General features: G+C 73.7%; 25 protein-coding genes. 14 read left to right on the top strand and 11 right to left on the bottom strand.

Annotated features, from left to right (window positions below; all coding sequences use genetic code 11):
* Position 1: 1 nt before the first annotated feature.
* The gene (locus ABD299_RS21000) at positions 2-499 is read right to left on the bottom strand and encodes an inorganic diphosphatase (RefSeq protein WP_344264965.1); all 498 of its coding nucleotides are present in this window, start codon (positions 497-499) and stop codon (positions 2-4) included.
* Positions 500-586: 87 nt separating this feature from the next.
* On the opposite strand from ABD299_RS21000, the gene dacB reads away from it, so the two are divergent.
* The 6 genes from dacB to folE all read left to right on the top strand — a co-directional run bounded on the left by dacB (position 587) and on the right by folE (position 8109).
* Positions 587-2041 (top strand): D-alanyl-D-alanine carboxypeptidase/D-alanyl-D-alanine endopeptidase, encoded by a 1455-nt coding sequence (gene dacB, locus ABD299_RS20995; protein ID WP_344264963.1) that lies wholly within the window; start codon positions 587-589, stop codon positions 2039-2041.
* 69 nt (positions 2042-2110) lie between these two features.
* The gene (locus tag ABD299_RS20990) at positions 2111-3244 is read left to right on the top strand and encodes a zinc-dependent metalloprotease (protein ID WP_344264960.1); all 1134 of its coding nucleotides are present in this window, start codon (positions 2111-2113) and stop codon (positions 3242-3244) included.
* 223 nt (positions 3245-3467) lie between these two features.
* Positions 3468-4556, top strand: a complete 1089-nt coding sequence (gene tilS / locus ABD299_RS20985) for a tRNA lysidine(34) synthetase TilS (protein WP_344264957.1) — start codon at positions 3468-3470, stop codon at positions 4554-4556.
* Positions 4549-5088, top strand: coding sequence for a hypoxanthine phosphoribosyltransferase (gene hpt, locus ABD299_RS20980; protein ID WP_344264955.1), 540 nt, complete (start codon positions 4549-4551; stop codon positions 5086-5088). The genes tilS and hpt overlap by 8 nt, the downstream gene beginning before the upstream one ends.
* 303 nt (positions 5089-5391) lie before the next feature.
* The gene (ftsH, locus tag ABD299_RS20975; RefSeq protein WP_344265074.1) at positions 5392-7404 is read left to right on the top strand and encodes an ATP-dependent zinc metalloprotease FtsH; all 2013 of its coding nucleotides are present in this window, start codon (positions 5392-5394) and stop codon (positions 7402-7404) included.
* 99 nt (positions 7405-7503) lie between these two features.
* The gene (gene folE, locus ABD299_RS20970; RefSeq protein ID WP_344264953.1) at positions 7504-8109 is read left to right on the top strand and encodes a GTP cyclohydrolase I FolE; all 606 of its coding nucleotides are present in this window, start codon (positions 7504-7506) and stop codon (positions 8107-8109) included.
* Between the two features lie 30 nt (positions 8110-8139).
* Here folE and ABD299_RS20965 read toward each other — a convergent pair whose 3' ends face one another.
* The 4 genes from ABD299_RS20965 to ABD299_RS20950 all read right to left on the bottom strand — a co-directional run bounded on the left by ABD299_RS20965 (position 8140) and on the right by ABD299_RS20950 (position 11556).
* Positions 8140-8958, bottom strand: coding sequence for a hypothetical protein (locus tag ABD299_RS20965; protein WP_344264950.1), 819 nt, complete (start codon positions 8956-8958; stop codon positions 8140-8142).
* A 104-nt stretch (positions 8959-9062) separates the two neighbouring features.
* Positions 9063-9977 (bottom strand): ABC transporter substrate-binding protein, encoded by a 915-nt coding sequence (locus ABD299_RS20960; protein ID WP_344265071.1) that lies wholly within the window; start codon positions 9975-9977, stop codon positions 9063-9065.
* Between the two features lie 62 nt (positions 9978-10039).
* Positions 10040-10789: an ABC transporter permease gene (locus ABD299_RS20955; protein WP_344264947.1), complete on the bottom strand. Its 750-nt coding sequence runs from the start codon at positions 10787-10789 to the stop codon at positions 10040-10042.
* Positions 10780-11556, bottom strand: a complete 777-nt coding sequence (locus tag ABD299_RS20950) for an ABC transporter permease (protein WP_425581386.1) — start codon at positions 11554-11556, stop codon at positions 10780-10782. Before ABD299_RS20950 ends, ABD299_RS20955 begins: the two co-directional genes overlap by 10 nt.
* Here ABD299_RS20950 and ABD299_RS20945 point away from each other — a divergent pair.
* Positions 11555-12721, top strand: coding sequence for an ABC transporter ATP-binding protein (locus ABD299_RS20945; protein ID WP_344264941.1), 1167 nt, complete (start codon positions 11555-11557; stop codon positions 12719-12721). The genes ABD299_RS20950 and ABD299_RS20945 overlap by 2 nt on opposite strands.
* A gap of 4 nt (positions 12722-12725) precedes the next feature.
* Here ABD299_RS20945 and ABD299_RS20940 read toward each other — a convergent pair whose 3' ends face one another.
* From ABD299_RS20940 to folB, 3 genes are read right to left on the bottom strand one after another with little or no spacing between them, the layout of a single operon-like run.
* Positions 12726-13208, bottom strand: coding sequence for a DUF3180 domain-containing protein (locus ABD299_RS20940; protein ID WP_344264938.1), 483 nt, complete (start codon positions 13206-13208; stop codon positions 12726-12728).
* Between the two features lie 56 nt (positions 13209-13264).
* Positions 13265-13873 (bottom strand): 2-amino-4-hydroxy-6-hydroxymethyldihydropteridine diphosphokinase, encoded by a 609-nt coding sequence (gene folK, locus ABD299_RS20935; RefSeq protein WP_344264935.1) that lies wholly within the window; start codon positions 13871-13873, stop codon positions 13265-13267.
* Entirely contained in the window at positions 13870-14229 is a 360-nt protein-coding gene (folB, locus tag ABD299_RS20930; RefSeq protein ID WP_344264932.1) for a dihydroneopterin aldolase, read from the bottom strand. Before folB ends, folK begins: the two co-directional genes overlap by 4 nt.
* A 328-nt stretch (positions 14230-14557) precedes the next feature.
* Here folB and folP point away from each other — a divergent pair, with 328 nt between their 5' ends.
* Together folP and ABD299_RS20920 are read left to right on the top strand one after the other, a co-directional pair.
* The gene (folP, locus tag ABD299_RS20925) at positions 14558-15523 is read left to right on the top strand and encodes a dihydropteroate synthase (protein WP_344264929.1); all 966 of its coding nucleotides are present in this window, start codon (positions 14558-14560) and stop codon (positions 15521-15523) included.
* A complete protein-coding gene (locus tag ABD299_RS20920; protein ID WP_344264926.1) occupies positions 15520-15996 on the top strand; it encodes a nuclear transport factor 2 family protein in 477 nt (158 codons plus the stop codon). The genes folP and ABD299_RS20920 overlap by 4 nt, the downstream gene beginning before the upstream one ends.
* Before the next feature lie 18 nt (positions 15997-16014).
* On the opposite strand, the gene ABD299_RS20915 is transcribed toward ABD299_RS20920, so the two are convergent.
* Both ABD299_RS20915 and ABD299_RS20910 read right to left on the bottom strand, forming a co-directional pair.
* On the bottom strand, positions 16015-17532 hold the full coding sequence (locus ABD299_RS20915) for a PH domain-containing protein (protein WP_344264923.1): 1518 nt from the start codon (positions 17530-17532) through the stop codon (positions 16015-16017).
* Between the two features lie 5 nt (positions 17533-17537).
* Positions 17538-18050 carry a PH domain-containing protein gene (locus ABD299_RS20910; protein WP_344264920.1) on the bottom strand — a complete coding sequence of 171 codons (513 nt, stop codon included), beginning with the start codon at positions 18048-18050 and terminating at the stop codon, positions 17538-17540.
* 71 nt (positions 18051-18121) lie between these two features.
* On the opposite strand from ABD299_RS20910, the gene ABD299_RS20905 reads away from it, so the two are divergent.
* On the top strand, positions 18122-19282 hold the full coding sequence (locus tag ABD299_RS20905; RefSeq protein WP_344264917.1) for an NADH-quinone oxidoreductase subunit D: 1161 nt from the start codon (positions 18122-18124) through the stop codon (positions 19280-19282).
* Between the two features lie 5 nt (positions 19283-19287).
* On the opposite strand, the gene ABD299_RS20900 is transcribed toward ABD299_RS20905, so the two are convergent.
* Positions 19288-20340 (bottom strand): SAM-dependent methyltransferase, encoded by a 1053-nt coding sequence (locus ABD299_RS20900; protein WP_425581385.1) that lies wholly within the window; start codon positions 20338-20340, stop codon positions 19288-19290.
* A gap of 98 nt (positions 20341-20438) precedes the next feature.
* Between ABD299_RS20900 and ABD299_RS20895 the strand changes: the two genes are divergently transcribed.
* The 4 genes from ABD299_RS20895 to panC all read left to right on the top strand — a co-directional run.
* Complete coding sequence (locus ABD299_RS20895; RefSeq protein ID WP_344264911.1) at positions 20439-21734, top strand: sensor histidine kinase; 1296 nt, start codon at positions 20439-20441, stop codon at positions 21732-21734.
* Complete coding sequence (locus tag ABD299_RS20890; protein WP_344264908.1) at positions 21731-22462, top strand: response regulator; 732 nt, start codon at positions 21731-21733, stop codon at positions 22460-22462. Before ABD299_RS20895 ends, ABD299_RS20890 begins: the two co-directional genes overlap by 4 nt.
* 156 nt (positions 22463-22618) lie before the next feature.
* Positions 22619-23527 carry a Rossmann-like and DUF2520 domain-containing protein gene (locus ABD299_RS20885; RefSeq protein ID WP_344264905.1) on the top strand — a complete coding sequence of 303 codons (909 nt, stop codon included), beginning with the start codon at positions 22619-22621 and terminating at the stop codon, positions 23525-23527.
* Positions 23524-24196: pantoate--beta-alanine ligase (gene panC, locus ABD299_RS20880; protein ID WP_344264902.1), on the top strand; the 673-nt coding region annotated here is incomplete at its 3' end. The genes ABD299_RS20885 and panC, both read left to right, overlap by 4 nt.

Here is a 24196-nt window from a genome sequence, read left to right as displayed (position 1 = left end):
GTCAGTGGTGCTCGCCGCCCTGGTCGGCCAGCCGCTTGAAGGAGGCCTCGATCTCCGCCTCCGCCTCGGTGCGGCCGACCCAGTCGGCGCCCTCGACCGACTTGCCCGGCTCCAGGTCCTTGTAGACCTCGAAGAAGTGCTGGATCTCCAGCCGGTCGAACTCGCTCACGTGGTGGATGTCACGCAGGTGTTCCATCCGGGGGTCGGAGGCCGGGACGCACAGCAGCTTGTCGTCGCCGCCCGCCTCATCCGTCATCCGGAACATGCCGATCGCCCGGCACTTGATCAGGCAGCCGGGGAAGGTGGGCTCGTCCAGGAGCACCAGCGCGTCCAGCGGGTCGCCGTCCTCGCCCAGAGTGTTGTCCACGAACCCGTAGTCCGCCGGGTAGACGGTCGAGGTGAACAGGTGCCGGTCCAGCCGGATCTTCCCGGTCTCGTGGTCCACCTCGTACTTGTTGCGTGAACCCTTCGGGATCTCGATGGTGACGTCGAACTCCACGGGGAGGCTCCTTAAGCATATGTGCAGCCAACAGGTGATTAAGTGTCCCCCACGCAGGTATGCGCTCGCGAAAGGGGCTGGTCCCAAGTGCTGCGGAGGGCGTCCGAGACGGTGCGGGGGCACCGCGCGGCCGTACGGCTGGCGGTGGGTTCCGCTGCCGCGGGACTGGCGGTGGCCGCCGTCACAGTGGCTCTGACCGGCCCGTGGGACCACGGCCAGCGTACGGCCGAGCGGGTGAGCGCCGCCGAGGCGTCCGACGGGCGGGACGGCCTGCCGCCCGCGCGTCCGGCGGCGGGCGGCCCCGCGCCGGCCGGCGCCGTTCTCACGCCGCTCGCGCCCCTCGGTGAAGCGCCCCCCGGTGACGCCCCGCAGGGGCGGCAGGAGGCGCTGCCGGACCCCGCCGCCCTGGCGAGGGAACTCAAGCCGCTGCTGGCCGACGAGGCGCTGGGGAAGGGGGTCGCTGCCGCCGTGGTGGACCTGGGCACCGGTGAGCAGCTGTTCGCCCTCCGTCCGGACGCCGCCTCGTCGCCGGCCTCCACCACCAAGCTGGCCACCGCCGTGGCCGCGCTCGATGCGCTCGGCCCCGACCACCGGCTCGACACTCATGTCGTGTGGGACGCCGGGAACCGGCGGGTGATCCTCGTCGGCGGCGGGGACACCACGCTCACCGCCCGCCGGCTGGAGGAACTGGCCGCCCGCACCGCGGAGGCGCTGCGCGAACGGGGCGAGCACGAGGCCGGTGTCGGCGTCGGCTACGACGTCACCCGCTACCGGGGCGGCGGCACCCGGCATCCGATCGGCGTCAACGCCAACATCGCCCCGATCAGCCCGCTCATGGTGAACGCGGGCCGGCTGGACGACAGCACCCGGGGGCCGGCACCGCGCACCGGGGACCCGGCCGGCGAGGCGGCCGCCGCCTTCACCGGCCATCTGCGGGAGCACGGGATCACCGTCCAGGGGGCCTCGGCGGCGAAGCGCACCGCCCCGGCCGGTGCCGAACGGCTGGCCGGCCACCGCTCGGCCCCGGTCTCGGTGCTGGTCGAACGGATGCTGACCGACAGCGACAACGACCTGGCCGAGTCCCTCGCCCTGCAGACCGCGATCGCCGGCGGCCACCGGGCCGACCGGGCGGGGGCCGCCCGCGCGGTCACCGAGCGGCTGGAGGATCTCGGGCTGCCGATGCGGGGGGTGCGGATCGCCGACGGCAGCGGGCTGGACCGCTCCGGGCGCCTCACCCCCGGCCTGCTGACCGGCCTGCTGGTGACGGCCGCGGACCCGGGGCACCCGGAGCTGCGCCCGGCTCTGACCGGGCTGCCGGTGGCCGGATTCACCGGAACCCTCAGCGGCCGGTACGCCGAGGAGGGCGGCGGGCTGGTGCGCGCCAAGACCGGCACGCTGACCGGCGTCAACGCCCTGGCCGGCACGGTGGTGACCGGGGACGGCCGGGTACTGGCCTTCGCCTTCCTGGCCACCGGAACCCCGGGAGCGCGTGCCGCCGAGGAGGCGCTGGACCGGGCGGCGGCCCGCCTGGCGGACCACTGACGCCCTTCCGCCGAGGTACGGGGCCCGCTGACTGTCCGTCCCCCGGGCCGGGGCCGTACCGTGGAGGGCATGACGCGTCTCGGTGGTACGGACATGGTCGACTGGAATCTCGCGGTGTCCACGGCGACCCGCCTCGCCCGTCCCGGTCCCGAGGTGACCCGGGACGAGGCCCGGGAGGCCGTGGCCGAGCTGCGGCGGCACGCGACGGCCTCCGAGGAGCACGTCCGGTCCTTCACCCGGATGGACACCGGTGGCGCGGACACCCCGGTGCTGATCGTGGACCGGCCCGGCTGGGTCAGGGCCAATGTCGCCGGCTTCCGGGAGCTGCTGGCGCCGATGACCGACCGGATGAGCCGGCGCCGGGCGGAGATGCCCGGCGGTGCCGCGCTGGGCGCGGTCGGCTCCAGGGTGACCGGCGTCGAGGTCGGCATGCTCCTGGCGTTCCTGTCCTCACGGGTGCTCGGCCAGTACGAGACCTTCGCCCCGCCCGGGCCCGGGCTGCCCGCCGGCAGCGGGGGCGGACGGCTGCTGCTGGTGGCGCCCAACATCGTGCACGTGGAGCGCGAGCTGGACGTCCATCCGCACGACTTCCGGCTGTGGGTGTGCCTGCACGAGGAGACCCACCGCACGCAGTTCACCGCGGTGCCCTGGCTGCGGGACCACCTGGAGGGCGAGATCCACGCGTTCCTCTCGGAGGCCGATGTCGATCCGGCCACGCTGCTGGAGCGGTTCAAGGAGGCGGCCCAGGCGGTGGCCGGGCGCCCCGCCGAGCAGGAGGCCGCCGAGCGCGGGAGCGGCCAGGACGGCGGGAGAAGCCTGGCCGACCTGGTGCAGACCTCGCGGCAGCGGGAGATCCTGGAGCGGCTCACCGCCGTGATGTCGCTGCTGGAGGGCCACGCCGACTACGTCATGGACGGGGTCGGGCCGCAGGTCGTGCCGTCGGTGGTGGAGATCCGGGAGAAGTTCACCCGTCGCCGTCAGATGGGCGCCGGGCGGCTGGACCGGGTGCTGCGCAAGCTGCTGGGCATGGACGCCAAGCTCCGGCAGTACCGCGAGGGGGAGCGTTTCGTGCGCTCGGTGGTGGACGAGGCCGGCATGGCCGGTTTCAACAAGGTGTGGACATCCCCCAACACCCTGCCGACCAAGGACGAGATCGCCTCCCCGGCGGACTGGGTCGCCCGCGTGCGCCCGGGGCTCTCGTAGGGACGCGCCTCACGGGGCGCATGCTGTCCGTTGCGCCGGCCGACGGGTGGTGAACGCCACCGCAATCACTCGTACGAGGGACCGCCCACGCATGCCTGGCGTGCGATGCTCGGGGAGCACCACTCTTCTGTCACCATTCAGGCACTCAGTGTGACGGCATGCCTCGGCTCCCGCCGAGTGCCCTGCCGAGAATGCTCCCCCTGCAGAAAGAAGTGATCCGGACATGGGTCCCCATCCCGCGGTCGCAGCGATACGCCTGGCGGTCCGCCGCGTGCTGCGTGACGTGCTCGCCTCGCTCCCCGAAGCGCCTCCCGCGCCCGCCGGTCCCGCCTCCGCCGGCCGCGCGCCGCTCGTGCTGGCCGCCTGCTCGGGCGGCGCCGACTCCATGGCGCTCGCCTCCGCCCTCGCCTTCGAGGCGCCGCGCGCGGGTGTGCGCGCCGGCGCCGTCACCGTCGACCACGGCCTCCAGGCAGGTTCGGCGGCCCGCGCCCGGGAGGTCGCGGACCGGCTCACCGCGCTCGGCCTGGACCCCGTCGAGACCGCCGCCGTGCGCGTCGGACGCGGCGGCGGCCCGGAGGCCGCGGCCCGCGACGCCCGTTACGCCGCGCTGGACGCCCTGGCCGAACGGCACGGCGCGGTGGCGGTCCTCCTCGGCCACACCCGGGACGACCAGGCCGAAACCGTCCTGCTCGGCCTCGCCCGCGGCTCCGGCACCCGGTCGCTGTCCGGCATGGCCGCGGTCTCCGCCGGCCCCGGCGCCACCCGCCGCTACCACCGCCCGTTCCTGGCGGTGGACCGCCAGACCACCCGCAAGGCCTGCCTGGAGCAGTCGCTGCCGGTGTGGGACGACCCGCACAACGCCGACCCCTCCTACACCCGCTCCCGGGTCCGGCACGAAGCCCTCCCGGTGCTGGAGAAGACGCTCGGCCGCGGCGTCGTCGAGGCGCTGGCCCGCACCGCGCAGCTCTCCCGGGACGACGCCGACGCCCTGGACGCCTGGGCGCGGGAGGCCCAGCGGGCCGTCACCGGCCCCGACGGCGCCCTGGAGGTCGCCGCGCTGGGCGCCCTGCCGCCGGCGGTGCGCCGCCGGGTGCTGCGCCGGGCGGCCATCGCCGCCGGTGCCCCGGCCGGATCCCTGTTCGCCCGCCATATCGAGGAGACCGACCGGCTGGTCACCGCCTGGCACGGCCAGCGCCCGCTGAATCTCCCCGGCCGCGTCGAGGCCCGGAGGCAAGGTGGCAGACTGGTCCTCCAGCAAGCCGACCGACAGCCGATAGAGAGTGGCACGGGTGCGAGAGACGGACATGGGTGACGACCTCAGGTCGGTGCTCATCACCAAGGAACAGATCGACGCCAGACTCGCGGAACTGGCCTCCGGGATCGACGAGGCGTACGGCGGCCGGGAGCTGCTGCTGGTCGGTGTCCTGAAGGGGGCGGTCATGGTCATGGCCGACCTGGCCCGGGCCCTGTCCTCCCCGGTCACCATGGACTGGATGGCGGTCTCCTCCTACGGCGCGGGCACCCAGTCCTCCGGGGTGGTGCGCATCCTCAAGGACCTGGACACCGACATCAAGGGCAAGGACGTCCTGATCGTCGAGGACATCATCGACTCCGGGCTGACCCTGTCCTGGCTGCTGTCCAACCTCGGCTCCCGCGAGCCCGCGTCGCTGGGTGTGTGCACGCTGCTGCGCAAGCCGGACGCGGCCAAGGTCGACATCGACGTGCGCTGGGTCGGCTTCGACATCCCCAGCGAGTTCGTCGTCGGCTACGGGCTGGACTACGCCGAGAAGTACCGCAACCTGCCGTTCGTCGGGACCCTCGCCCCGCATGTGTACGGAGGCTAGGGCGACGGCAGGGGCCGTCGCGCACAGGCGGCCCGTGCCCGGCTGCCGGCGGGGAACAACCGCCGTCCGTGCGCCGTTGGAGCATCAGGAGCGACAGCTTCCGTTCTCCGGCAGCGCCGGGGGACCAGGCTGCGGTACCGTCGCAAGAGGTCAGCAAGTTCAGGTGCCGGGCGCGCGCCGGCCGGGTAGGACACCGCACGCACAGCAGATCCCGTCCGGGGGCTGTGCCTTTATGTGCCAGGAGGGACGGGGCTGCGCCGCCCCGTGTGGAGAGACGTGAAGCGCTACTTCCGTGGGCCAGTGATGTGGATCGTGCTGGCCGTCCTCGCCGTCATTCTGCTGATGCAGGTGTTCAGCTCGTCCGAGGGCTACAAGACCGTCGACACCGGCGAGGTCATCCAGGCGATCAGCCAGAACCGGGTGCAGTCCGCCGAGCTCACCACCGGTGACGAGCAGAACATCAAGATCGAGCTGATCGAGGGCGAGGAGATCGAGGGCAGCAGCCAGGTCCAGGCGAGCTACCTGGACTCCCAGGGCGAGTTCCTGGCCACCACGCTGCAGTCCAAGTTCCAGCACGAGGACGAGCTGCTGCCCAACGGCTACACCGTCACGCCCAAGTCGCAGAATCCCTTCGTCGGCATGCTGCTGTCGATCCTGCCGTTCCTGCTGATCATCATCGTCTTCCTGTTCCTGATGAACCAGATGCAGGGCGGCGGCTCCCGGGTGATGAACTTCGGGAAGTCCAAGGCCAAGCTCATCACCAAGGACACCCCCAAGACGACCTTCGCCGACGTCGCCGGCTCGGACGAGGCCGTCGAGGAGCTCCACGAGATCAAGGAGTTCCTCCAGGAGCCGGGCAAGTTCCAGGCCGTCGGGGCCAAGATCCCCAAGGGCGTCCTGCTCTACGGCCCGCCCGGCACCGGCAAGACGCTGCTGGCGCGTGCCGTGGCGGGCGAGGCCGGGGTGCCGTTCTACTCCATCTCCGGCTCCGACTTCGTCGAGATGTTCGTCGGTGTCGGCGCCTCCCGGGTCCGCGACCTGTTCGAGCAGGCCAAGGCGAACGCCCCCGCCATCGTCTTCGTCGACGAGATCGACGCCGTCGGCCGGCACCGCGGCGCCGGTATGGGCGGCGGCCACGACGAGCGCGAGCAGACCCTGAACCAGCTGCTGGTCGAGATGGACGGCTTCGACGTCAAGGGCGGGGTCATCCTCATCGCGGCCACCAACCGCCCGGACATCCTGGACCCGGCGCTGCTGCGGCCGGGCCGCTTCGACCGGCAGATCGCCGTGGACCGCCCCGACATGCAGGGCCGCCTGGAGATCCTGAAGGTCCACCAGAAGGGCAAGCCGGTCGCCCCGGACGTCGACCTCCAGGCCGTCGCCCGCCGCACCCCCGGCTTCACCGGCGCGGACCTGAACAACGTGCTCAACGAGGCCGCGCTGCTGGCCGCCCGCGGCAACGCCAAGGTGATCGACAACAAGTTCCTCGACGAGGCCATCGACCGGGTCGTCGCCGGGCCGCAGAAGCGCACCCGGATCATGAGCGACAAGGAAAAGATGATCACCGCCTACCACGAGGGCGGCCACGCCCTGGTGGCGGCGGCCTCGCCGAACAGCGACCCGGTGCACAAGGTCACGATCCTCTCCCGCGGCCGGGCCCTGGGGTACACCATGGTCCTCCCCGAGGAGGACAAGTACTCCACCACGCGGAACGAGATGCTCGACCAGCTCGCCTACATGCTGGGCGGCCGGGCCGCCGAGGAGCTGGTCTTCCACGACCCGACCACCGGCGCCGGCAACGACATCGAGAAGGCCACCGCCACCGCCCGCGCCATGGTCACGCAGTACGGCATGACCGAGCGGCTGGGCGCGATCAAGTTCGGCTCCGACAACTCCGAGCCCTTCCTGGGCAAGGAGATGGGCCACCAGCGCGACTACTCCGAGGAGGTCGCCGGGCTGGTGGACGAGGAGGTCAAGAAGCTGATCGAGGCCGCGCACAACGAGGCCTGGGAGATCCTGGTGGAGAACCGGGACGTCCTGGACAACCTCGTCCTGGAGCTGCTGGAGAAGGAGACGCTCAACAAGGAGGAGCTGGCCGAGATCTTCGAGCCGGTGATCAAGCGTCCCCCGCGGCCCGCCTGGACGGGCTCCTCGCGCCGGACCCCCTCCACCCGCCCGCCGGTCTCGGCCCCCGCCAAGGAGCTGACCATGGCCAACGGCAGTGCGAACGGCGGCCCGGCGGGCAAGCCGTCGCTGGAGAAGGAGCCGCCGCCCAGGCCGGCCGACCCGCCGTCCGGCCAGGGCGGAGCCGGCTGACCCGGCCCCCGGAATGACCGTCGCGCCCCTCGGGTTCTACCCTGAGGGGCGCGCGTGCTTGTGCACGGCGCCGCGCACGCTGCGGGAGAAAGAGGATCGATGACCGACCCGGTGACGCTGGCGGGCGAGGGCTCCATCAGGGAGTACGACGAGAAGCGCGCGGAGAGCGCGGTGCGGGAACTGCTCATCGCGGTCGGGGAGGACCCGGACCGGGAAGGACTGCGGGACACCCCCGCCCGGGTGGCCCGCGCCTACAAGGAGATCCTCTCCGGCCTGTGGCAGGAGCCCGAGGACGTCCTGACCACCACCTTCGATCTCGGCCACGACGAGATGATCCTGGTCAAGGACATCGAGATCGTCTCGTTGTGCGAGCACCACCTGCTGCCCTTCCACGGTGTCGCCCACGTCGGCTACATCCCGGCGACCTCGGGAAAGATCACCGGGCTGTCGAAGATCGCCCGGCTGGTCGAGGTCTTCGCCCGTCGCCCCCAGGTGCAGGAGCGGCTGACCACCCAGATCGCCGAGTCCCTCACCCGCATCCTGGAGGCCCGCGGCGTGATCGTCGTCATCGAGGCCGAGCACATGTGCATGTCGGTGCGCGGCATCCGCAAGCCGGGCGCCAAGACCACCACCTCGGCCGTCCGCGGCCAGCTGCGCGAGGCGTCCACCCGCGCCGAGGCGATGAGCCTCATCCTCGCCCGCTGACCGCCCCGGGCCCGACGGCCGCCGCGGCGCTCAGCGCCTGGGTGAACCGTTCGCCGCCGGCCGGCCGGCGGCACCCGCGCGGGAGTCCGGGCCGTGGCCGGATGCCGGGCCGTCGCCGCCGGTCCCGAAGAAGTCGAAACCGCCGATGCGCCCGCGCCCCTGTCCGTGCTGCTGCGCCGGGGAACCGTCCGGCCGGCGCGGGGGCACCCCGGAGGACACATAGGGCTCGCGGCTCTCCGCCTCCCGCTTCCGCTCCTCCTCGGCCCGCTGGCGCGCCACATTGCGGGAGAGCCGGCCCAGCGCCTCGTACGCCTGGAGGTAGGTCAGCCTGGTCGGAGCGCCGGCCGCGTTGCGGTGGTCGGCGGCGTGCGCGGTGAGCGCCTTGGCCGGCTCGGAGGCCTCCAGCTCCAGTTGGCGCCTGCCCTCCAGCGCCTTGACCCGCTCGCTCTCGGCGTGCGCGTAGCGGCGCAGCAGGTCCGCGTGCTCGGTGCGCATCCGCCCGAGCTCGCCGCGCTTGTCCCGGATCTTCTCCTCCAGGGCGCTGACGAGCTCCTGAGCCTCCTCCAGCTCGGCCTTGCGCTCCTCCACCTGCCAGCTGATGCCGGCCTTCGCCGCGCGCTCCCGGGCGACCTTCCGGCCGGCGTCGAGGTCCCAGCGCCGTATCAGCAGGGCCACCGTCACGGCGGCGGCCGCCACCAGGGTGATCAGCAGTCGCAAAGCCAGCTGGGTCCCGTCCCCCAGGTCTCCCACCAGCCAGGCGATCAGGGCGCACAGCACGGCCAGGCCGCCGGCGGCGGCGGGGATCAGCAGGCGGTGCAGCGGTGCGTGTCGGTGACGTCCACGGGCCATGTCCGAAACCTACCGTGACGCCCGGCCGGACGGGAGAGCCCCAGGGAGACCGTTCTCCGCCGGTTACCCGATCCGGGCCCGGCCCCGGGCGGCCCCGGGCGGGGTCAGCCGGAGATCAGGCCCTTGTCGGTGAGGTAGTCCCGGGCCACGTCCACGGGCTTGTGGCGCTCGGCGTCGACCCTGCGGTTCAGCTCGATGAGGTCCTCGGTGGTCAGGACCCGCGTCAGCCCGTCCAGGGCGGCGGCGATCTCCTCGTCCCCGGCGCTGTCGGCGTTGACGACCGGCAGCAGGTTGTCGGCCTGCTGGAGGTTCCGGTCGTCCTCCAGCAGCACCAGGCCGAACTCCTCCAGGGTGGCGTCGGTCGTGGTCACCAGCACCATGTCGTCGGTGCCGTTCTGCACCGCCTGCTTGGCCTGGGTGGAGCCGACGCCCTTGGGGTCGATCTCGGTGATGTCGATGCCGTAGGTGTCCTCCAGGCCGGGCCGGCAGAACGGACGCTGCTCGCAGTCGTCACCGGCGGCCAGCCGGACCGGAAGCCCCGACTCGCCCAGGTCGCTGAGGGTCGTCAGACCGTGTTCCGCGGCGAACTCCTCGGTCACCGCGAAGGCGTTCTGGTTCACCGCTTCCCCGGCGTCCAGCACCTCCAGGCCCAGTGGACCGGCCAGTTCGCGCAGTGCGGCGACCGTGGCGTCCACGTCGCTGGAGGCGACGGGCTCGGCGTCCGGGCCGTTGACCTTGGCGTTCAGGAACTCCGCCATGGTGGCGGCGTACTCCGGGACGATGTCGATGGCGCCGCGCTCCAGCTCCGGCGCGTACAGTTCGCGGCTCTCGACCCGGGTGATGGTGGTCTCGTACCCGGCCTCCCGGAGGACCCCGGCGTACAGCTCGGCCATGACGGCGGCCTCGGTGAATCCCGCGCCGCCGATCACCAGGTTCTTTCCGTCACCGGTCCCCCCGGTGCCGCCCTCCGCCTCCAGGCTGTCGGCGCCGCAGGCGGTCAGGGAGAGGGCCAGGGCCATGGCGCCGAGGGCCGCGGCCGCGGTGCGTAGCTTCACGGTGTCCACCCATTCTTCGGTTCGGGTCACGCGGGGTGCGTGCCCGGCTCCACTGTGTCTGCCCGGTTCTCCGGGCGTCGAACGGATTGCCGGTTCTCCCGGGGGTGCCGCGGACGGCGTGCCATCGGGTCGAGCAGCCGCTGGCCGAGCACCAGCAGGCCCTCGACCAGCAGGGCGAGCAGGGCCACCAGGACCGCACCGGCCACCACCTGCGCCGTGCGGTGGGTGGCGAAGCCCGCGGTGATGATGCGGCCGAGCCCGCCGCCGCCCGGCAGTGCGGCCAGGGTCGCGGTCGCCACGATCTGCACCGCCGCGGTCCGCACCCCGGTCGCGATGAGCGGGAAGGCCAGCGGCAGCTCGACGCGGGCCAGCAGCTGGCCGGGCGACATGCCCATGCCGCGGGCCGCCTGCACCACGTCCCGGTCGGCCTCCGCCACCCCGACGTAGGCGTTGGTGAGCAGCGGGGGAACGGCGAACAGCACCAGCGCGATGATCACCGGGAGGTCGCCGTGGCTGCCCAGCGGGCTGAGCACCAGCAGCACCAGCACGGCGAAGGTCGGCACGGCGCGCCCGGCGTTGGAGATGTTGACGGCCAGTGCGCCGCCGCGGCCGGTGTGGCCGAGCCACAGGGCCGGCGGCAGCGCCACGGCGCAGGCGAGCAGAAGGGAGACGCCGGTCAGATAGAGGTGCTCGCCCAGCCGCTGCCACACGCCGCCGGTGCCGTACCAGTGGTCCGCCGTGGTCAGCCAGGACCAGCTGTCCGCGATCACGTCCATGCCGCCCCCGGGGTCCGCTTCTCCGGTGTGCGGGCCGCCTGCGGCCGCCGCCCCGCGGCGCGCGCCCGGGCCCACGGCGTCAGCAGCCGCTGCACCCCCAGCAGCAGCACGTCGGCCACCACCGCGAGCACCACGCACAGCACCGAGGCGGTCAGCACCTCGGCCTTGAAGTAGCTGTTCATGCCGCTGTAGATGAGGTTGCCCAGGCCGCCGTGGCCGACGATGGCGCCGACCGTGGTGAGCGAGATCGCCGACACCATGGCGATCCGCACCCCGGCCATCACCGTGGGCAGCGCCAGGGGGAGCTCCACCGTGAGCAGCAGCCGGCCGGGCCCGTAGCCCATGCCGCGCGCGGCCTCGCGGACGTCGGCGGGCACGGACTCCAGGCCGGTCAGCATGTTCCGCACCAGGACCGTCAGCGAGTACAGCACCAGGCCGCACACGACGACGGCGGCGGAGATCCCGAACACCGGCAGCAGCAGGGCGTACATGGCCAGCGTCGGCACGGTGTAGAGCACGGTGGTGAGGCCCAGCACGGGCCCCGCGGCGGACTTCCGGCCGCGGGCCAGCAGCGCCAGGGGGAGGGCGACCAGCACGGCGATGCCGACCGCGGACGTGCTGATCAGCACGTGCTGGGCGGTGGCGTCGACGAGTTCCTGGCCGCGGGTGCGGAGGTACTCCCCGCAGATCCAGTCGTTGGCGGCCAGGCAGCCATTCGCACTCACGCACAGGACCCTAACCGTTACGACTGTCAGAATGTGGTACATGCTGCTGTTCGAGGACGTCACCAAGCGCTACCCGGACGGGACCGTCGCGGTGGACGGGCTGTCCCTGGAGGTGGCCGAGGGCGAACTGGTCACCCTGGTCGGGCCGTCGGGCTGCGGCAAGACGACCACCATGAAGATGGTCAACCGGCTGGAGGAGCCCACCGAGGGGCGCATCCTGCTGGCCGGCGAGGACATCGCGGGCATCGACCCGGTGCTGCTGCGGCGCCGCATCGGCTACGTCATCCAGCAGGCCGGGCTCTTCCCGCACCGCACGGTGCTGGACAACACCGCCACCGTCCTGCGGCTGCTGGGGTGGCGGCGGGCACCGGCCCGGGAGCGCGCGGCCGAACTCCTGGACCTGGTGGGCCTGGACCCCTCCGTCCACGGCGACCGCTATCCCGACCAGCTGTCCGGTGGGCAGCGGCAGCGGGTCGGGGTGGCCCGGGCGCTGGCCGCCGACCCGCCGGTGCTGCTGATGGACGAGCCGTTCGGCGCGGTGGACCCGGTGGTGCGCGAGCACCTGCAGAACGAGTTCCTGCGGCTCCAGGCCGAGGTGCGCAAGACGGTGCTGTTCGTGACCCACGACATCGAGGAGGCCGTCCGGCTCGGGGACCGGATGGCCGTCTACGGGCACGGCCGCATCGAGCAGTTCGACACGCCGGCCACCGTGCTCGGCGCCCCCGCCACCGACTACGTCGCCTCCTTCGTCGGCGCCGACCGGGGCCTGAAGCGGCTGTCGGTCACCCCTGTGGAGGAGGGAGACCTGGAGCAGCCGCCGGTGGTCCGGCTGACGGACACCATGAGCGACGCCGTCGCGGCCATGCGCGACCAGGGCGCGCGCTGGGCCGTGGTCCTGGACGGCAAGGGCGCACTGCACGGCTGGGTGCCCGCCGAAGGGGCGGACGGCATGGTCTCGCCCGCCGGGCAGGTGGCCGCGCACGCCCGGCGGATGGAGGCGTGGCTGCCCGTGGGCGCCCCGCTGAAGCAGGCATTCAGCACGATGCTGCAGTACGACGCGGGCTGGATAGCCGTGCTGGACGGCGACCGTTTCCTGGGGGTTCTCACCCCGGCCCGGCTGCATGAGGCGCTGCGTCGCTCCATTGACGCCGACGCCCGGGAGCTGGCCCGCGCGGATGTCCTGCTGGAGACCGTTCCGGACGCCTGAGGCATCACACCGGGCTGCCCAGGGGGTCGTCGTCATCGCCCGGGAGCCTGCACACCCGCTCCAGGAAGACCGCCACCGCGCACACCGCCGCACCCGCGAGCACCGAGAGACCCGCGTAGAGCGCCTGGCTGCGGCGGTTGGCCACCTCCATGTACTCCAGCACCAGGAACAGCCCGAAGCCGCCGTACATGCCCGCCACCACCGACGAGACCAGCGCGCTGGCCTGTCCGAGCACCACCGCGCGGGCCGCCATCAGCGGCTCCACCCCCCGCGCGCCCGGCACCCGGTCACGCTGGGCGCGGAGCCGGGAACGCAGCGACAAGGCGGTCGCCAGCAGCACCACCGCGATGGCGCCCAGCACCACCGGGGCCAGCAGCGGGACGGCGGGCGGCGTTCCCCAGGTGTCCCACAGCCCGGCACCGGCCCAGGTGAGGGCGAACGCCGCGACGAACAGTCCGATCAGCGTACGGATCCGCAGTTGCTCCACCGCTGTGTGTGCCCCTCGTCGTGGTCGGTCCTCGGCGCATCCGGCCCGGCCCCGGTTCAGTCCGGCAGGACGAGCTCCAGGTCGGCGCGGAGCGTCACCTGCTGGCCGGACAGCTCCGGAAGCAGCCCCGCCACCGGCCCGTGCCCGGGCACCTCGGCGCCGGGTTCGACATCGTGCCACGGCACCAGCACGAAGGCACGCTCATGGGCCCGGGGGTGAGGAAGCGTCAGCGCGGGGTCGCCGGACACCACACCCTGGTAGGCGATGATGTCCACGTCGATGGTGCGCGGCCCCCAGCGCTCGTCCCGCACGCGCGCGAACGCCTCCTCGACGGCGTGCGCGCGCTCCAGCAGGGAGGAGGGCGGCAAGGTGGTCCTCACCAGGACCACGGCGTTGAAATAGGTGGCCTGGCTGCCGGGCTCCACGCCCCACGGTTCCGTCTCGTAGACCGGGGACACCGCCTTGACCCGCAGGCCGGGGGTGTCCGCGAGCGCGTCGATCGCGCCCTGCAGGGTCTCCAGCCGGTTGCCCTGGTTGCTGCCGAGGGAGAGCACGGCCCGTTTCGGGTTGTGCAGCGTGGAGTCGGCGGCGTCGACCTGGCGCACCACCGAGGCCGGGACCGGCTGGACGGTCGGGTCGGGGGATGACGCAGTGCTCGGGGTCATGATCGGCTCCGCTTGATGGTGATGGTCACGTCGTCGAAGGGAACGGGGATCGGGGCCTTCGGCTTGTGCACGGTCACCTCGGCCTCCAGCACCGCGTCGTACGTGAGGCAGTGATCCGCGATCCGTTGTGCCAGCGTCTCGATCAGCCGGCACGGCTCACCGGTGAGGACAGCCGTGACCTCCTCGGCCAGGGTGCCGTAGTTCACCGTCAGGGTCAGGTCGTCCTCGGCCGCGGCCGGGCGGGTGTCCAGCCACAGCTCGACATCCACCACGAAAGGCTGGCCGTTCGCGCGCTCGTGGGGGAGCACGCCGTGGAAGCCCCGGCCGCGCAGCCCGCGCAGGGCGATACGGTCCATCGTGCGTCACTCCCTCGGGTCGGATTGTCCTTCCGGCACGGGATCCGGCGTCCGGGTGCGCCGCGGCGCACCCGGCTTTCGAATCTACCTGCGAGCCGTGCACCGCCCCGCCCGTGGGGTCGGGAAGGGGCCGGGCCATGATCATCAGGCGTCGCCGCGCATACCCGGCCGTGCAAGGACCTACGCGGTCACCCCTCCGGTACCGCTCGAACGGGTGACCTGCGATGTCGTCGCACTCATGCGCCGGAGTGCCGCATCCCTTCCCCGTGCCGGCGCCCGCTACTCCCGGCCGCGCCCCGGCGGGCAGCACAGGACCTACTCTGGGGACATGAGGAACTCGCGCGGCCAGGTGAGAGGGCTGCCCCGGTGGAATCGCTGCGCGGTCATGGGGGTGGTCAATGTCACACCCGATTCCTTCTCGGACGGCGGACGCTGGTTCGACCCCGAGACGGCGGTCAAACGCGGTCTGGAACTGGTGGCGGAGGGCGCCGACCTGATCGACGTGGGAGGGGAATCCACCCGGCCGGGCGCCTCCCGAGTGGACGAGGCCGAGGAGCTGCGCCGGGTGATCCCGGTGGTGCGCGACCTGGCCGCCGAAGGGGTCACCGTCAGCGTGGACACCATGCGGGCGTCGGTCGCCGGGCAGGCCGTCGCCGCCGGCGCCCGGCTGGTCAACGACGTCAGCGGGGGGCGGGCCGACCCCTCGATGGTGCCGGTGGTCGCCGACGCGCGGGTCCCCTATCTGGTGATGCACTGGCGAGGCCGGAGCATCGACATGAACGACCGGGCCGTCTACGGGGACGTCGTCACCGAGGTGATCGGCGAACTGCGGGCCGGCCTGGACCGGGCCGTCGCCGGCGGTATCGAGGCCGACCGCATCGTCGTCGATCCCGGCCTGGGCTTCGCCAAGCGCGCCGAGCACGACCTCGCGCTGGTGGCGGCGGCCGGCAGGCTGCGCCGCGAACTGGGCCGGCCGCTGCTGATCGCCGCCTCCCGCAAGCGGTTCCTGGGGCGGGTCCTGGCCGGTCCGGACGGCAGCCCGCCGCCCGCCCGGGAGCGGGACGCCGCCACGGCCGCGGTCTCGGCGCTCGCGGCCCACGCCGGGGCCTGGGCCGTGCGGGTGCACGAGGTCCGGGCCAGCGCGGACGCGGTACGGGTGGTGCGGGCCGTGAACGAGGCCGCGGACGCGGAAGAAGCGGGGAGCACGGAAAGGACGGCCACGAGCACGAACGGGGCGAAGACGGCACACCCGGCAGGCGGACCGGCCGCGGAGGGAGCGGAGGGATCGGTATGAGCAGTGCCCGCACCGACATCGAAGCGGTGGAAGCCGCGAACACCGCGCTGTACGACGCTCTGGAGAAGGGCGATCTCGAGGCGATGGCCGGCCACTGGCTGGACGAGGAGATCAGTGTCGTCCACCCCGGCTGGCCCGTGCTCACCGGGCGCGACGAGGTGATGCGGTCCTACGCCCTGATCATGGCCAACACCGAGTACATCCAGTTCTTCCTCACCGACGTCGAGGTGTCCGTCCTGGGAGACACCGCGCTGGTGACCTGCACGGAGAACATCCTCAGCGGCGGCCCGGCCGAGGACGACGGCACCGCCGGTCCTCTGGTCGGCGGCCTGGTGGTGGCCACGAACGTCTTCCGGCGCACGGAGGACGGCGGCTGGAAGATGTGGTCCCACCACGGATCACCCGTCCTGATCGACCGCGAGGACGAGGACGACGAGGAACCGGGCGAGGGCGGCATCGCCGAGATCGGCTGACACGCCTACGCCTCCTTGTCAGGACGGGTCCGCCGGAGGGACGGCGGGGGGCGGGCCGGTGGTGAGCCAGCGTTCCGGGGCGGCGGTCCGGCGGCCCAGCCGGGACCGGTCCGCCTGCGCGGACACCTCGCCCGCCGCGTACGACGCGTCCTGCAGGCGGGCGGTGGCCGTTCCGTTGGCACCGTGGTCCACGTGGATGTCGGCCAGGCGCAGGCGCTGCTCCCAGGGCCCCTGCGTCATCCGCACGCTCTGCACCTTCGCGTGCGGCACCAGCGTGTGCACCCGGCGCAGCCGGCCCCGCCGGGCCACGAAGACCGTGTCCGTCACGCCGTGGCCGAAGCCGCGGCGCCAGACGGGCACCGCCCAGCGCGCCCGCCGCGGCGCCAGGCGCACCGAGGCCATCGCCTCGTCGATGTCCACCTGCGGCAGGATCCGGCCGATCAGCGCCGCACACACCTGCCGGCTGGCGACCGGGACCAGCAGGCCGCTCTCGTTCCCCGCTCCCGCGACCTCCAGCTCCAGCCGGGCCCAGCCGCGCGGCCGCCACAGCATCGGCTCGACGATCCGCACGGACTGCACCCTGCCCGGCGGGACCGTCGCGTGGTCCTTCTGCAGCAGGCCGTGATCCAGCCTCAGGCCGTCCGGGGACTCGCTGACCGTCCAGCCGTACTGGGTCAGAAAACCGCCCACGCTGCTCTGCCAGACCGCCGCGATCATCGGCAGACCCACCACGACCGCTGCGAAGGCGCTGGAGGTGAACTGCCACACCAGCGGGGGGATGACCAGCACGGCCAGCAGGGCGCCCCAGCCGCTGCCCAGCAGGGCCAGGGCCAGGGCCAGAGTCCTGGTCTCGACCCGGAACAGCTCCCGGGCCGGCGCCTCCCCGGCCGTCGGCGCGGCCTCCGGGGCTATGCCGGCGGCCCGCGCCAGCAGTTCGGCCCGCAGATCGCGGGCCTCCGTCTCGCCCAGGAACGCCAGTTCGTCGTTGGAGCCGGAGCCCACCACGTCCATCTTCAGCTTCGCCACGCCGAGCGCCCGCGCCAGCAGCGGGCGGCTGACGTCGATCGACTGGATGCGGTCCAGCCGCAGATGGGCGGTGCGCCGGAACAGCAGGCCGGTGCGGATGCGCAGCTCGGTCTCGGTCACCAGGTAGCGGGTGACCCGCCAGGAGAGATAGCCGTAGGCCGCCGCGGACGCCAGGAACAGCACGACCAGCAGCAGGATCCAGCCCAGGTCCAGGGCGGTCACCCAGGCGCGGAGCCGCTCCGGGTTCTGCATGAAGATCGCGAACAGGCCGGCCAGCGGCGCCCAGGCCCGCCGCCACGGTGTCACCGGGTGCAGGCGCTTGCCCCGGCCGCCGGGGAACGCGGCGGCCGGGTCGTCGTCCCGCACGGCGTCCTGGATCGTCCCCGGCACCTGCGCCGCCCGGTCCGGTTCCGGGGCGGTCCCCCCGGGCCCGGGGGCCTCCGGTCCGGTGTCCTCCTCGCGCGGGACGGGCCGGCTGGCCGGGGAGCTGTCCGGTACGAAGTCCTCCATGGCGCTCACAGCCCTGCCGAGCGGGCCTCGCCCAGCTCCGTCAGCCGGTCCCGCAGCCGCTCGGCCTCCGCCGGGTCCAGGCCGGGGATGGCCGCGTCGGTCGCGGCCGCGGCGGTGTGCAGTTGCAGCCGGGAGAGCCCGAACCTGCGCTCCAGCGGGCCCGAGGTGACCTCCACCAGCTGCATCCTTCCGTAGGGCACCACGGTCAGCTGCCGCCACAGGATGCCCCGCCGGATCAGCAGGTCGTCGGCGCGCTCCAGATACCGCCAGGAGCGCCAGTTGCGGCCCAGTACCCACCAGGCCCAGCAGACGATGCCGGCCGGCAGCAGCCCCAGCAGCGACCACCGCGGGGCGCCCAGCAGCGCGGGCAGCACGGCGGCCGTCGCCACCACCGGCCCCAGCCACAGCGCCAGCAGCAGCCGCCGCATGGTGAGCAGCCCGGGGCGCACCCCCAGCCACTCGCCGGTTCCCGGCCGCTCTCCGCCGTCCTGCTGCGGCCCATCCGCCACGGTGTCCATGCCGTCGAGCTTAGAGGGCCGGGCGTGACAGCGCGTAGGCATCGGTCCGGAGAGCTGCCACACTGTCCGGCATGGCGGACAGCACGGGCATCACCGAGGCGACGGTCGGCGTGGGCGGCGCGGCGGAGAGCACCGACATGGTGCTCAACATCGGCCCCCAGCATCCCTCCACCCACGGGGTGCTGCGGTTGCGGCTGGTCCTGGACGGCGAACGCATCTCCCGGGCCGAACCGGTGGTCGGCTACATGCACCGCGGGGCGGAGAAACTGTTCGAGGCCCGGGATTACCGGCAGATCATCGTGCTGGCCAACCGGCACGACTGGCTGTCGGCGTTCTCCAACGAGCTCGGCGTGGTGCTCGCCGTCGAGCGGATGCTCGGCATGGAGGTCCCCGAGCGCGCCGTGTGGCTGCGGACGCTGCTCGCCGAGCTGAACCGGGCCCTCAACCACCTCATGTTCCTGGGCTCCTACCCGCTGGAGCTGGGCGGCCTCACACCCATCTTCTACGCCTTCTCCGAACGGGAGGACCTCCAGCACGTCATGGAGGAGGTGTCCGGCGGGCGGATGCACTACATGTTCAACCGGGTCGGCGGCCTCAAGGAGGACCTCCCGGCAGGCTGGACGGGCCGGGCGCGGCAGGCCGTGGCGAAGGTGCGGTCGGGCCTGGGCCGGATCGACGACCTGGTGTCGGGCAACGAGGTGTTCCGGGCGCGCACCAAGGGCGTGGGCGTGCTCGCACCGGAGACCGTCCACGCCTACGGGGTGTCGGGACCGATCGCGCGCGCCAGCGGCGTCGGCTTCGACCTGCGGCGCGACGAGCCGTACCTCGCCTACGGGGAGCTCCAGGACACGCTGCGCGTCGTCACCCGGACCGAGGGCGACTGCCTGGCCCGCTTCGAGGTGCTGCTGGACCAGACCCGCAACGCGCTGGAACTGGCCGACGCCTGCCTGGACCGTCTCGCCGAGCTGCCGCCGGGCCCGGTCAACCAGCGGCTGCCCAAGGTGCTGAAGGCCCCGGAGGGTGCCACGTACGCCTGGACGGAGAACCCGCTGGGGGTCAACGGCTACTACCTGGTGTCCAAGGGTGACAAGACCCCGCACCGGCTGAAGCTGCGGACCGCCTCGTTCAACAACATCCAGGCACTGAGCCAACTGCTGCCCGGCACGCTGGTGGCCGACATGGTCGCCATCCTCGGGTCGTTCTTCTTCGTCGTCGGCGACATCGACAAGTAGCCCTCTCAGCGCGGGGCGCCGGGCGGCAGGGGGGAGGGGACGCCCACCGGCTGGACCAGCCAGCCGAAGGCGCCCAGCCCCGCCGGGTCCAGCAGTTCCGCCGCCTCGCCCGCCCGGACCAGCGCGGCGACGTACCCCGCGGGGTCCCGGGAGGCCAGCGCGAGCGGGGGCCGCCGGCCGTCCACGCCCAGCGCGCGCAGCGCCTCGCGCTGCGAGGAGAGCACCGGGGCCGCGTCCCCCGCCGCCCCGCCCGCCGGGCGTCCGGCGGCCGCGCACGCGTCCAGGGCCACATGGGCGGTCAGGTCGCAGCCGCCGTCCGGCACCGGAGCCACCGCCCGCCCGTCCCGGTAGCCGGTCAGGGTGCCCGCCGGCGGCCGGCTCTCCCTGCTGTGCGCGTAGTCGGCGGCGACCGCGACACCGCGGCGCAGGCATCCCACCGCGGCGGCCCAGGCGGCGTCCCTCGGCCGCCCGATCTCGGCCCGCGTCCCCGGCCGGGCAGACCCGGGCCACCAGCGGCGCAGCCACGCGGCGTCCGCACCGGTCACCGGGTCCCCCGGGGACTCCCGGCCGGAGCCGTCCACCAGCACGTACCGCGGCACTCCCGCGGGGTCCGTCTCCGCGACGTCCACCGGCACGTTGTCCAGCCACTCGTTGGCGAACAGCAGGCCGGTGACCGGGCCGGGCAGCCGCTCCCGCCACCTCACGCGCCGATCCAGGCCCTCCGGGCGGGGCGCCCGCTCCACCGCGCAGGCCCGCACCCGGCCGGCCACGGACGCCGGCAGCTCCTCCAGCACCCCGGCCAGCAGTTCACCGCGGCCCGCGCCGACGTCCACCAGCGCCAGTTCTCCCGGGCGGTCCAGCGCCTCGTCCACCCGCAGCAGCAGCCGGGCGACCGCGCCGGCGAACAGCGGCGAGGCGTGCACGGAGGTCCGGAAGTGGGCGGCGGGCGCCTCCCGGACGAAGAAGCCGCCGGGGCCGTACAGCGCCCGCTCGGCGGCGGTCCGCCAGCGGACCGGCCGCCGCCCGTCCCACGCCTCACCAGTGCTCACGCAGGACACGGTACGGCGCGTTGTCCACCCTGAGGACTAGTTGGCGGTCTCGTGGATCGGTCGTCCGGGTGACTCCTCTCGCCTCCCGGTTGCCTACGCTGGGTGACGTGAACCGGCTGTACGACTTCCTGCGCCGTCACCCCACCGGGGTGGACGGGTGCTGGGCGTTCATCCTGTTCGTTCCCTCGGCCCTGCTCGCCGCCGACTCGCAGATGTCCGTCGAGCCCCTGCCGGGGCTGGCGGTCCTGGGAGCTCTGACCACCGTGGTGACGCTGCGGCGCCGCTTCCCGGAGGCCATGCTGGCGCTGGCCCTGGCCACCGGGGCGCTGCAGCTGATCACCGACCTTCCGCCGCTGCCGCTGAACTTCGCTTTCCTGCTGATCACCTTCACCGTCGCCTCCCGCCCGCCGCGCCTGCCCTCCCGGGCGGCGCTCGCCGCCTCCCTGATCGCGCCCTCGCTGGCCGTGCTGCGCTGGTCCGGGGGTGAGGAGTCGCCGGCCGCCACGGCGGTCGAGACCGTCTTCCTCACCGTCGCCTTCTGCCTGGCCTGGGTGCTCGGGGACTCGCTGCGCACCCGGCGCGCCTACTACGCGGAACTGGAGGAGCGCGCCGCGCGGCTGGAGGAGGAACGGGAGACCCAGGCGCGGATGGCGGTGGCGGCCGAGCGCGCCCGGATCGCCCGTGAACTGCACGATGTGGTGGCGCACAACGTGTCCGTGATGGTGGTCCAGGCCGACGGCGCCGCCTACGTCCTGGACACCGCGCCGGAGCAGGCCCGCGGCGCCCTGGAGACGATCTCCGAGACGGGCCGGCAGGCGCTCACCGAGATGCGCAGGCTGCTGGGTGTGCTGCGGGCGCCGGCGGAGGGCGACGAGGCCTCCGCGCAGGGCTACCATCCGCAGCCCGGCGTGGGGCAGCTCGCGGACCTCGTGGACCAGGTCCGCGACGCCGGGCTCCCGGTGGACTTCCGGATCGAGGGCACCCCCCGGCCGCTGCCCAGCGGGGTCGAGCTCACCGCCTACCGGATCGTGCAGGAGGCGCTGACCAACAGCCGCAAGCACGGCGGTCCGCTGGCGGGCGCGACGGTCCGGCTGACCTACGACGGCGGCCTGCTCACCGTGCTCGCCGAGGACGACGGCCGCGGCGCGCAGCGCGACCTGTACCGGGACGGCGGCGCCGACGGGCAGGGCCACGGGCTGATCGGCATGCGGGAGCGGGTCGGCATGGTCGGCGGCCGGCTGGAGGCCGGACCCCGCCCGGGCGGAGGCTTCCGGATCCTGGCCAGGCTGCCGCTGGGCGACGCGGAGCCGGCCGGCCGCGGAGGCGCGGGACACCCGCCGGGAACGGAACAAGCGGCCGGATCAGCCGGATCGGCCGGAACAGCGGGAGCGGCGGAGACATGACGACGGAGACGGACCGGGAGCACGACGACGGGGCGCGGGACGGCTCGGCGCCGATCCGCGTGATGCTCGTCGACGACCAGGTGCTGCTGCGCACCGGCTTCCGCATGGTGCTGGCGGCCCAGCCCGACATGGAGGTGGTGGCCGAGGCCGGCGACGGCGCGGAGGCGCTCGACGTGCTGCGGACCACCACCGTCGACGTGATCCTGATGGACGTGCGGATGCCCCGGATGGACGGGGTGCAGGCGACCCGGCTGGTGTGCCAGGAGGGGCAGGGCGGGCCGGGCAGCCCGTCGGTGCTGATCCTGACCACCTTCGACCTGGACGAGTACGCCTTCTCCGGCCTGAAGGCCGGCGCCTCCGGGTTCCTGCTCAAGGACGTGCCGCCGGACGAGCTGCTGGCCGCCATCCGTTCCGTGCACAGCGGCGACGCCGTGGTGGCTCCCACCACCACCCGCAGACTGCTGGACCGCTTCGCCGCGATCCTCCCGGCCACCGGTGCCGTCTCCCACCCCGGCCTCGGACTGCTGACCGGCCGGGAACGGGAAGTGCTGCTGCTCGTCGCCCAGGGCCTGTCCAATGGTGAGATCGCCGCCTCCCTCTTCGTGTCCGAGGCGACGGTGAAGACCCACGTCGGGCGCATCCTGGCCAAGCTGCGGCTGCGCGACCGGGTGCAGGCGGTGGTGCTGGCCTACGAGACGGGCCTGGTGCGGGCCCGGGGCGGAGCCTGACGGGACGGGGCCGGCGGGAGCGTTCCGGCCACCGGACGGCGTGCGGGGCTGCCCGGGCGCCGGGGCCGCGGCGTCCGGTGCCCCGTAGCATGGCCGGTACACGTCCGGGACCGCGCCGCGGCCCGGAACGCATGGACCGAAAGAGGCCCTCCCGCCGTGAACGCACCCCTCACCACCGAGGCACACGACCGTCCGGCCCGGCTCGCCGTCGGCGTGGTCGGTGCCGGACGCGTCGGCGCCGCGCTGGGCGCCGCGCTCGCTCTGGCCGGACACCGGCCGGTCGCCGCCTCCGGCGTCTCGGACGCCTCCCGCCGCCGGGCCGCGGAACTGCTGCCCGGGGTGGAGCTGGCCGACCCCGCCGAGGTGCTGGCCCGCGCCGACCTGGTGCTGCTCACCGTCCCCGACGACGTCCTGCCCGGCCTGGTGACCGGGCTCGCCGGCACCGGCGCCGTACGGCCGGGCCAGCTGTTGGTGCACACCTCCGGCCGCTACGGCACCGCCGTTCTGGACCCCGCCCTGCGCAGGGGCGCGCTGCCGCTGGCGCTGCACCCGGTGATGACGTTCACCGGCACCTCGGTGGACGTCCAGCGGCTGGCCGGCTGTTCGTTCGGCGTCACCGCCCCCGAGGAGCTGCGGCTGGCCGCGGAGGCGCTGGTCATCGAGATGGGCGGCGAGCCGGAGTGGATCGAGGAGCGGGCCCGCCCGCTCTACCACGCCGCCCTGGCGCTGGGCGCCAACCACCTGGTGACGCTGGTCGCCCAGTCGATGGAACTGCTGCGCACCGCCGGGGTGGCCGCGCCGGACCGGATGCTCGGCCCGCTGCTGGGCGCGGCCCTGGACAACGCCCTGCGGTCCGGCGACGCGGCGCTGACCGGCCCGGTGGCCCGCGGTGACGCGGGCACCGTCGCCGCACACGTCGCCGAGCTGCGCGCGCACGCCCCGCAGGCGCTCGCCGGCTACCTGGCGATGGCCCGCACCACCGCCGACCGGGCACTGGACAACGGTCTGCTGAAACCGGAGCTGGCCCAGGAACTGCTGGGCGTACTGGGGGACGAGGAGCGATGACCTTCTCCGTGCTGCACCGCGCCGAGGACCTGCACGCGGCGCTGCCCGCCGGGGGCGGACCCCCGCGGGCGGTGGTGATGACCATGGGAGCGCTGCACCAGGGGCACGCCGCCTTGATCCGTGCCGCCCGCGAGCGGCTGCCGCGCGGCGGGCAGCTGGTCGTCACCGTCTACGTCAACCCGCTGCAGTTCGGCCGGGGCGAGGACTACGGCCGGTATCCGCGGACGCTGGAGTCCGACGCCAGGATCGCCGAGCGGGCCGGCGCGGACGTCGTCTTCGCGCCGGGTGACGACACCGTCTACCCCGGCGGCCGGCCGCAGGTGCGCATCAGCGCGGGGCCCGCCGGCGAGCGCCTGGAGGGCGCGTCGCGGCCCGGGCACTTCGACGGCATGCTGACGGTGGTGGCCAAGCTGCTGCACCTGACCCGGCCCACGCTCGCCTTCTACGGGGAGAAGGACGCCCAGCAGCTCGCGCTGATCCGGCGGATGGTCAAGGACCTCAACTTCCCCGTGGAGATCGTCGGCGTGCCGACCGTGCGGGAGGAGGACGGCCTGGCCCTGTCCAGCCGCAACCGCTACCTGTCGGCCGAGGAGCGCTCCACCGCGCTGGCGCTGTCCCGCGCGCTGTTCACCGCCCGCGACCGGCTGGCCGCCGAGCCGGCCCTGGCCT

The sequence above is a fragment of the Streptomyces sodiiphilus genome (assembly GCF_039529215.1).
GTDB lineage: Bacteria > Actinomycetota > Actinomycetes > Streptomycetales > Streptomycetaceae > Streptomyces > Streptomyces sodiiphilus.
Note: the sequence above shows the minus strand (reverse complement) of the source record. Positions and strands in the feature narration are given on the sequence as shown.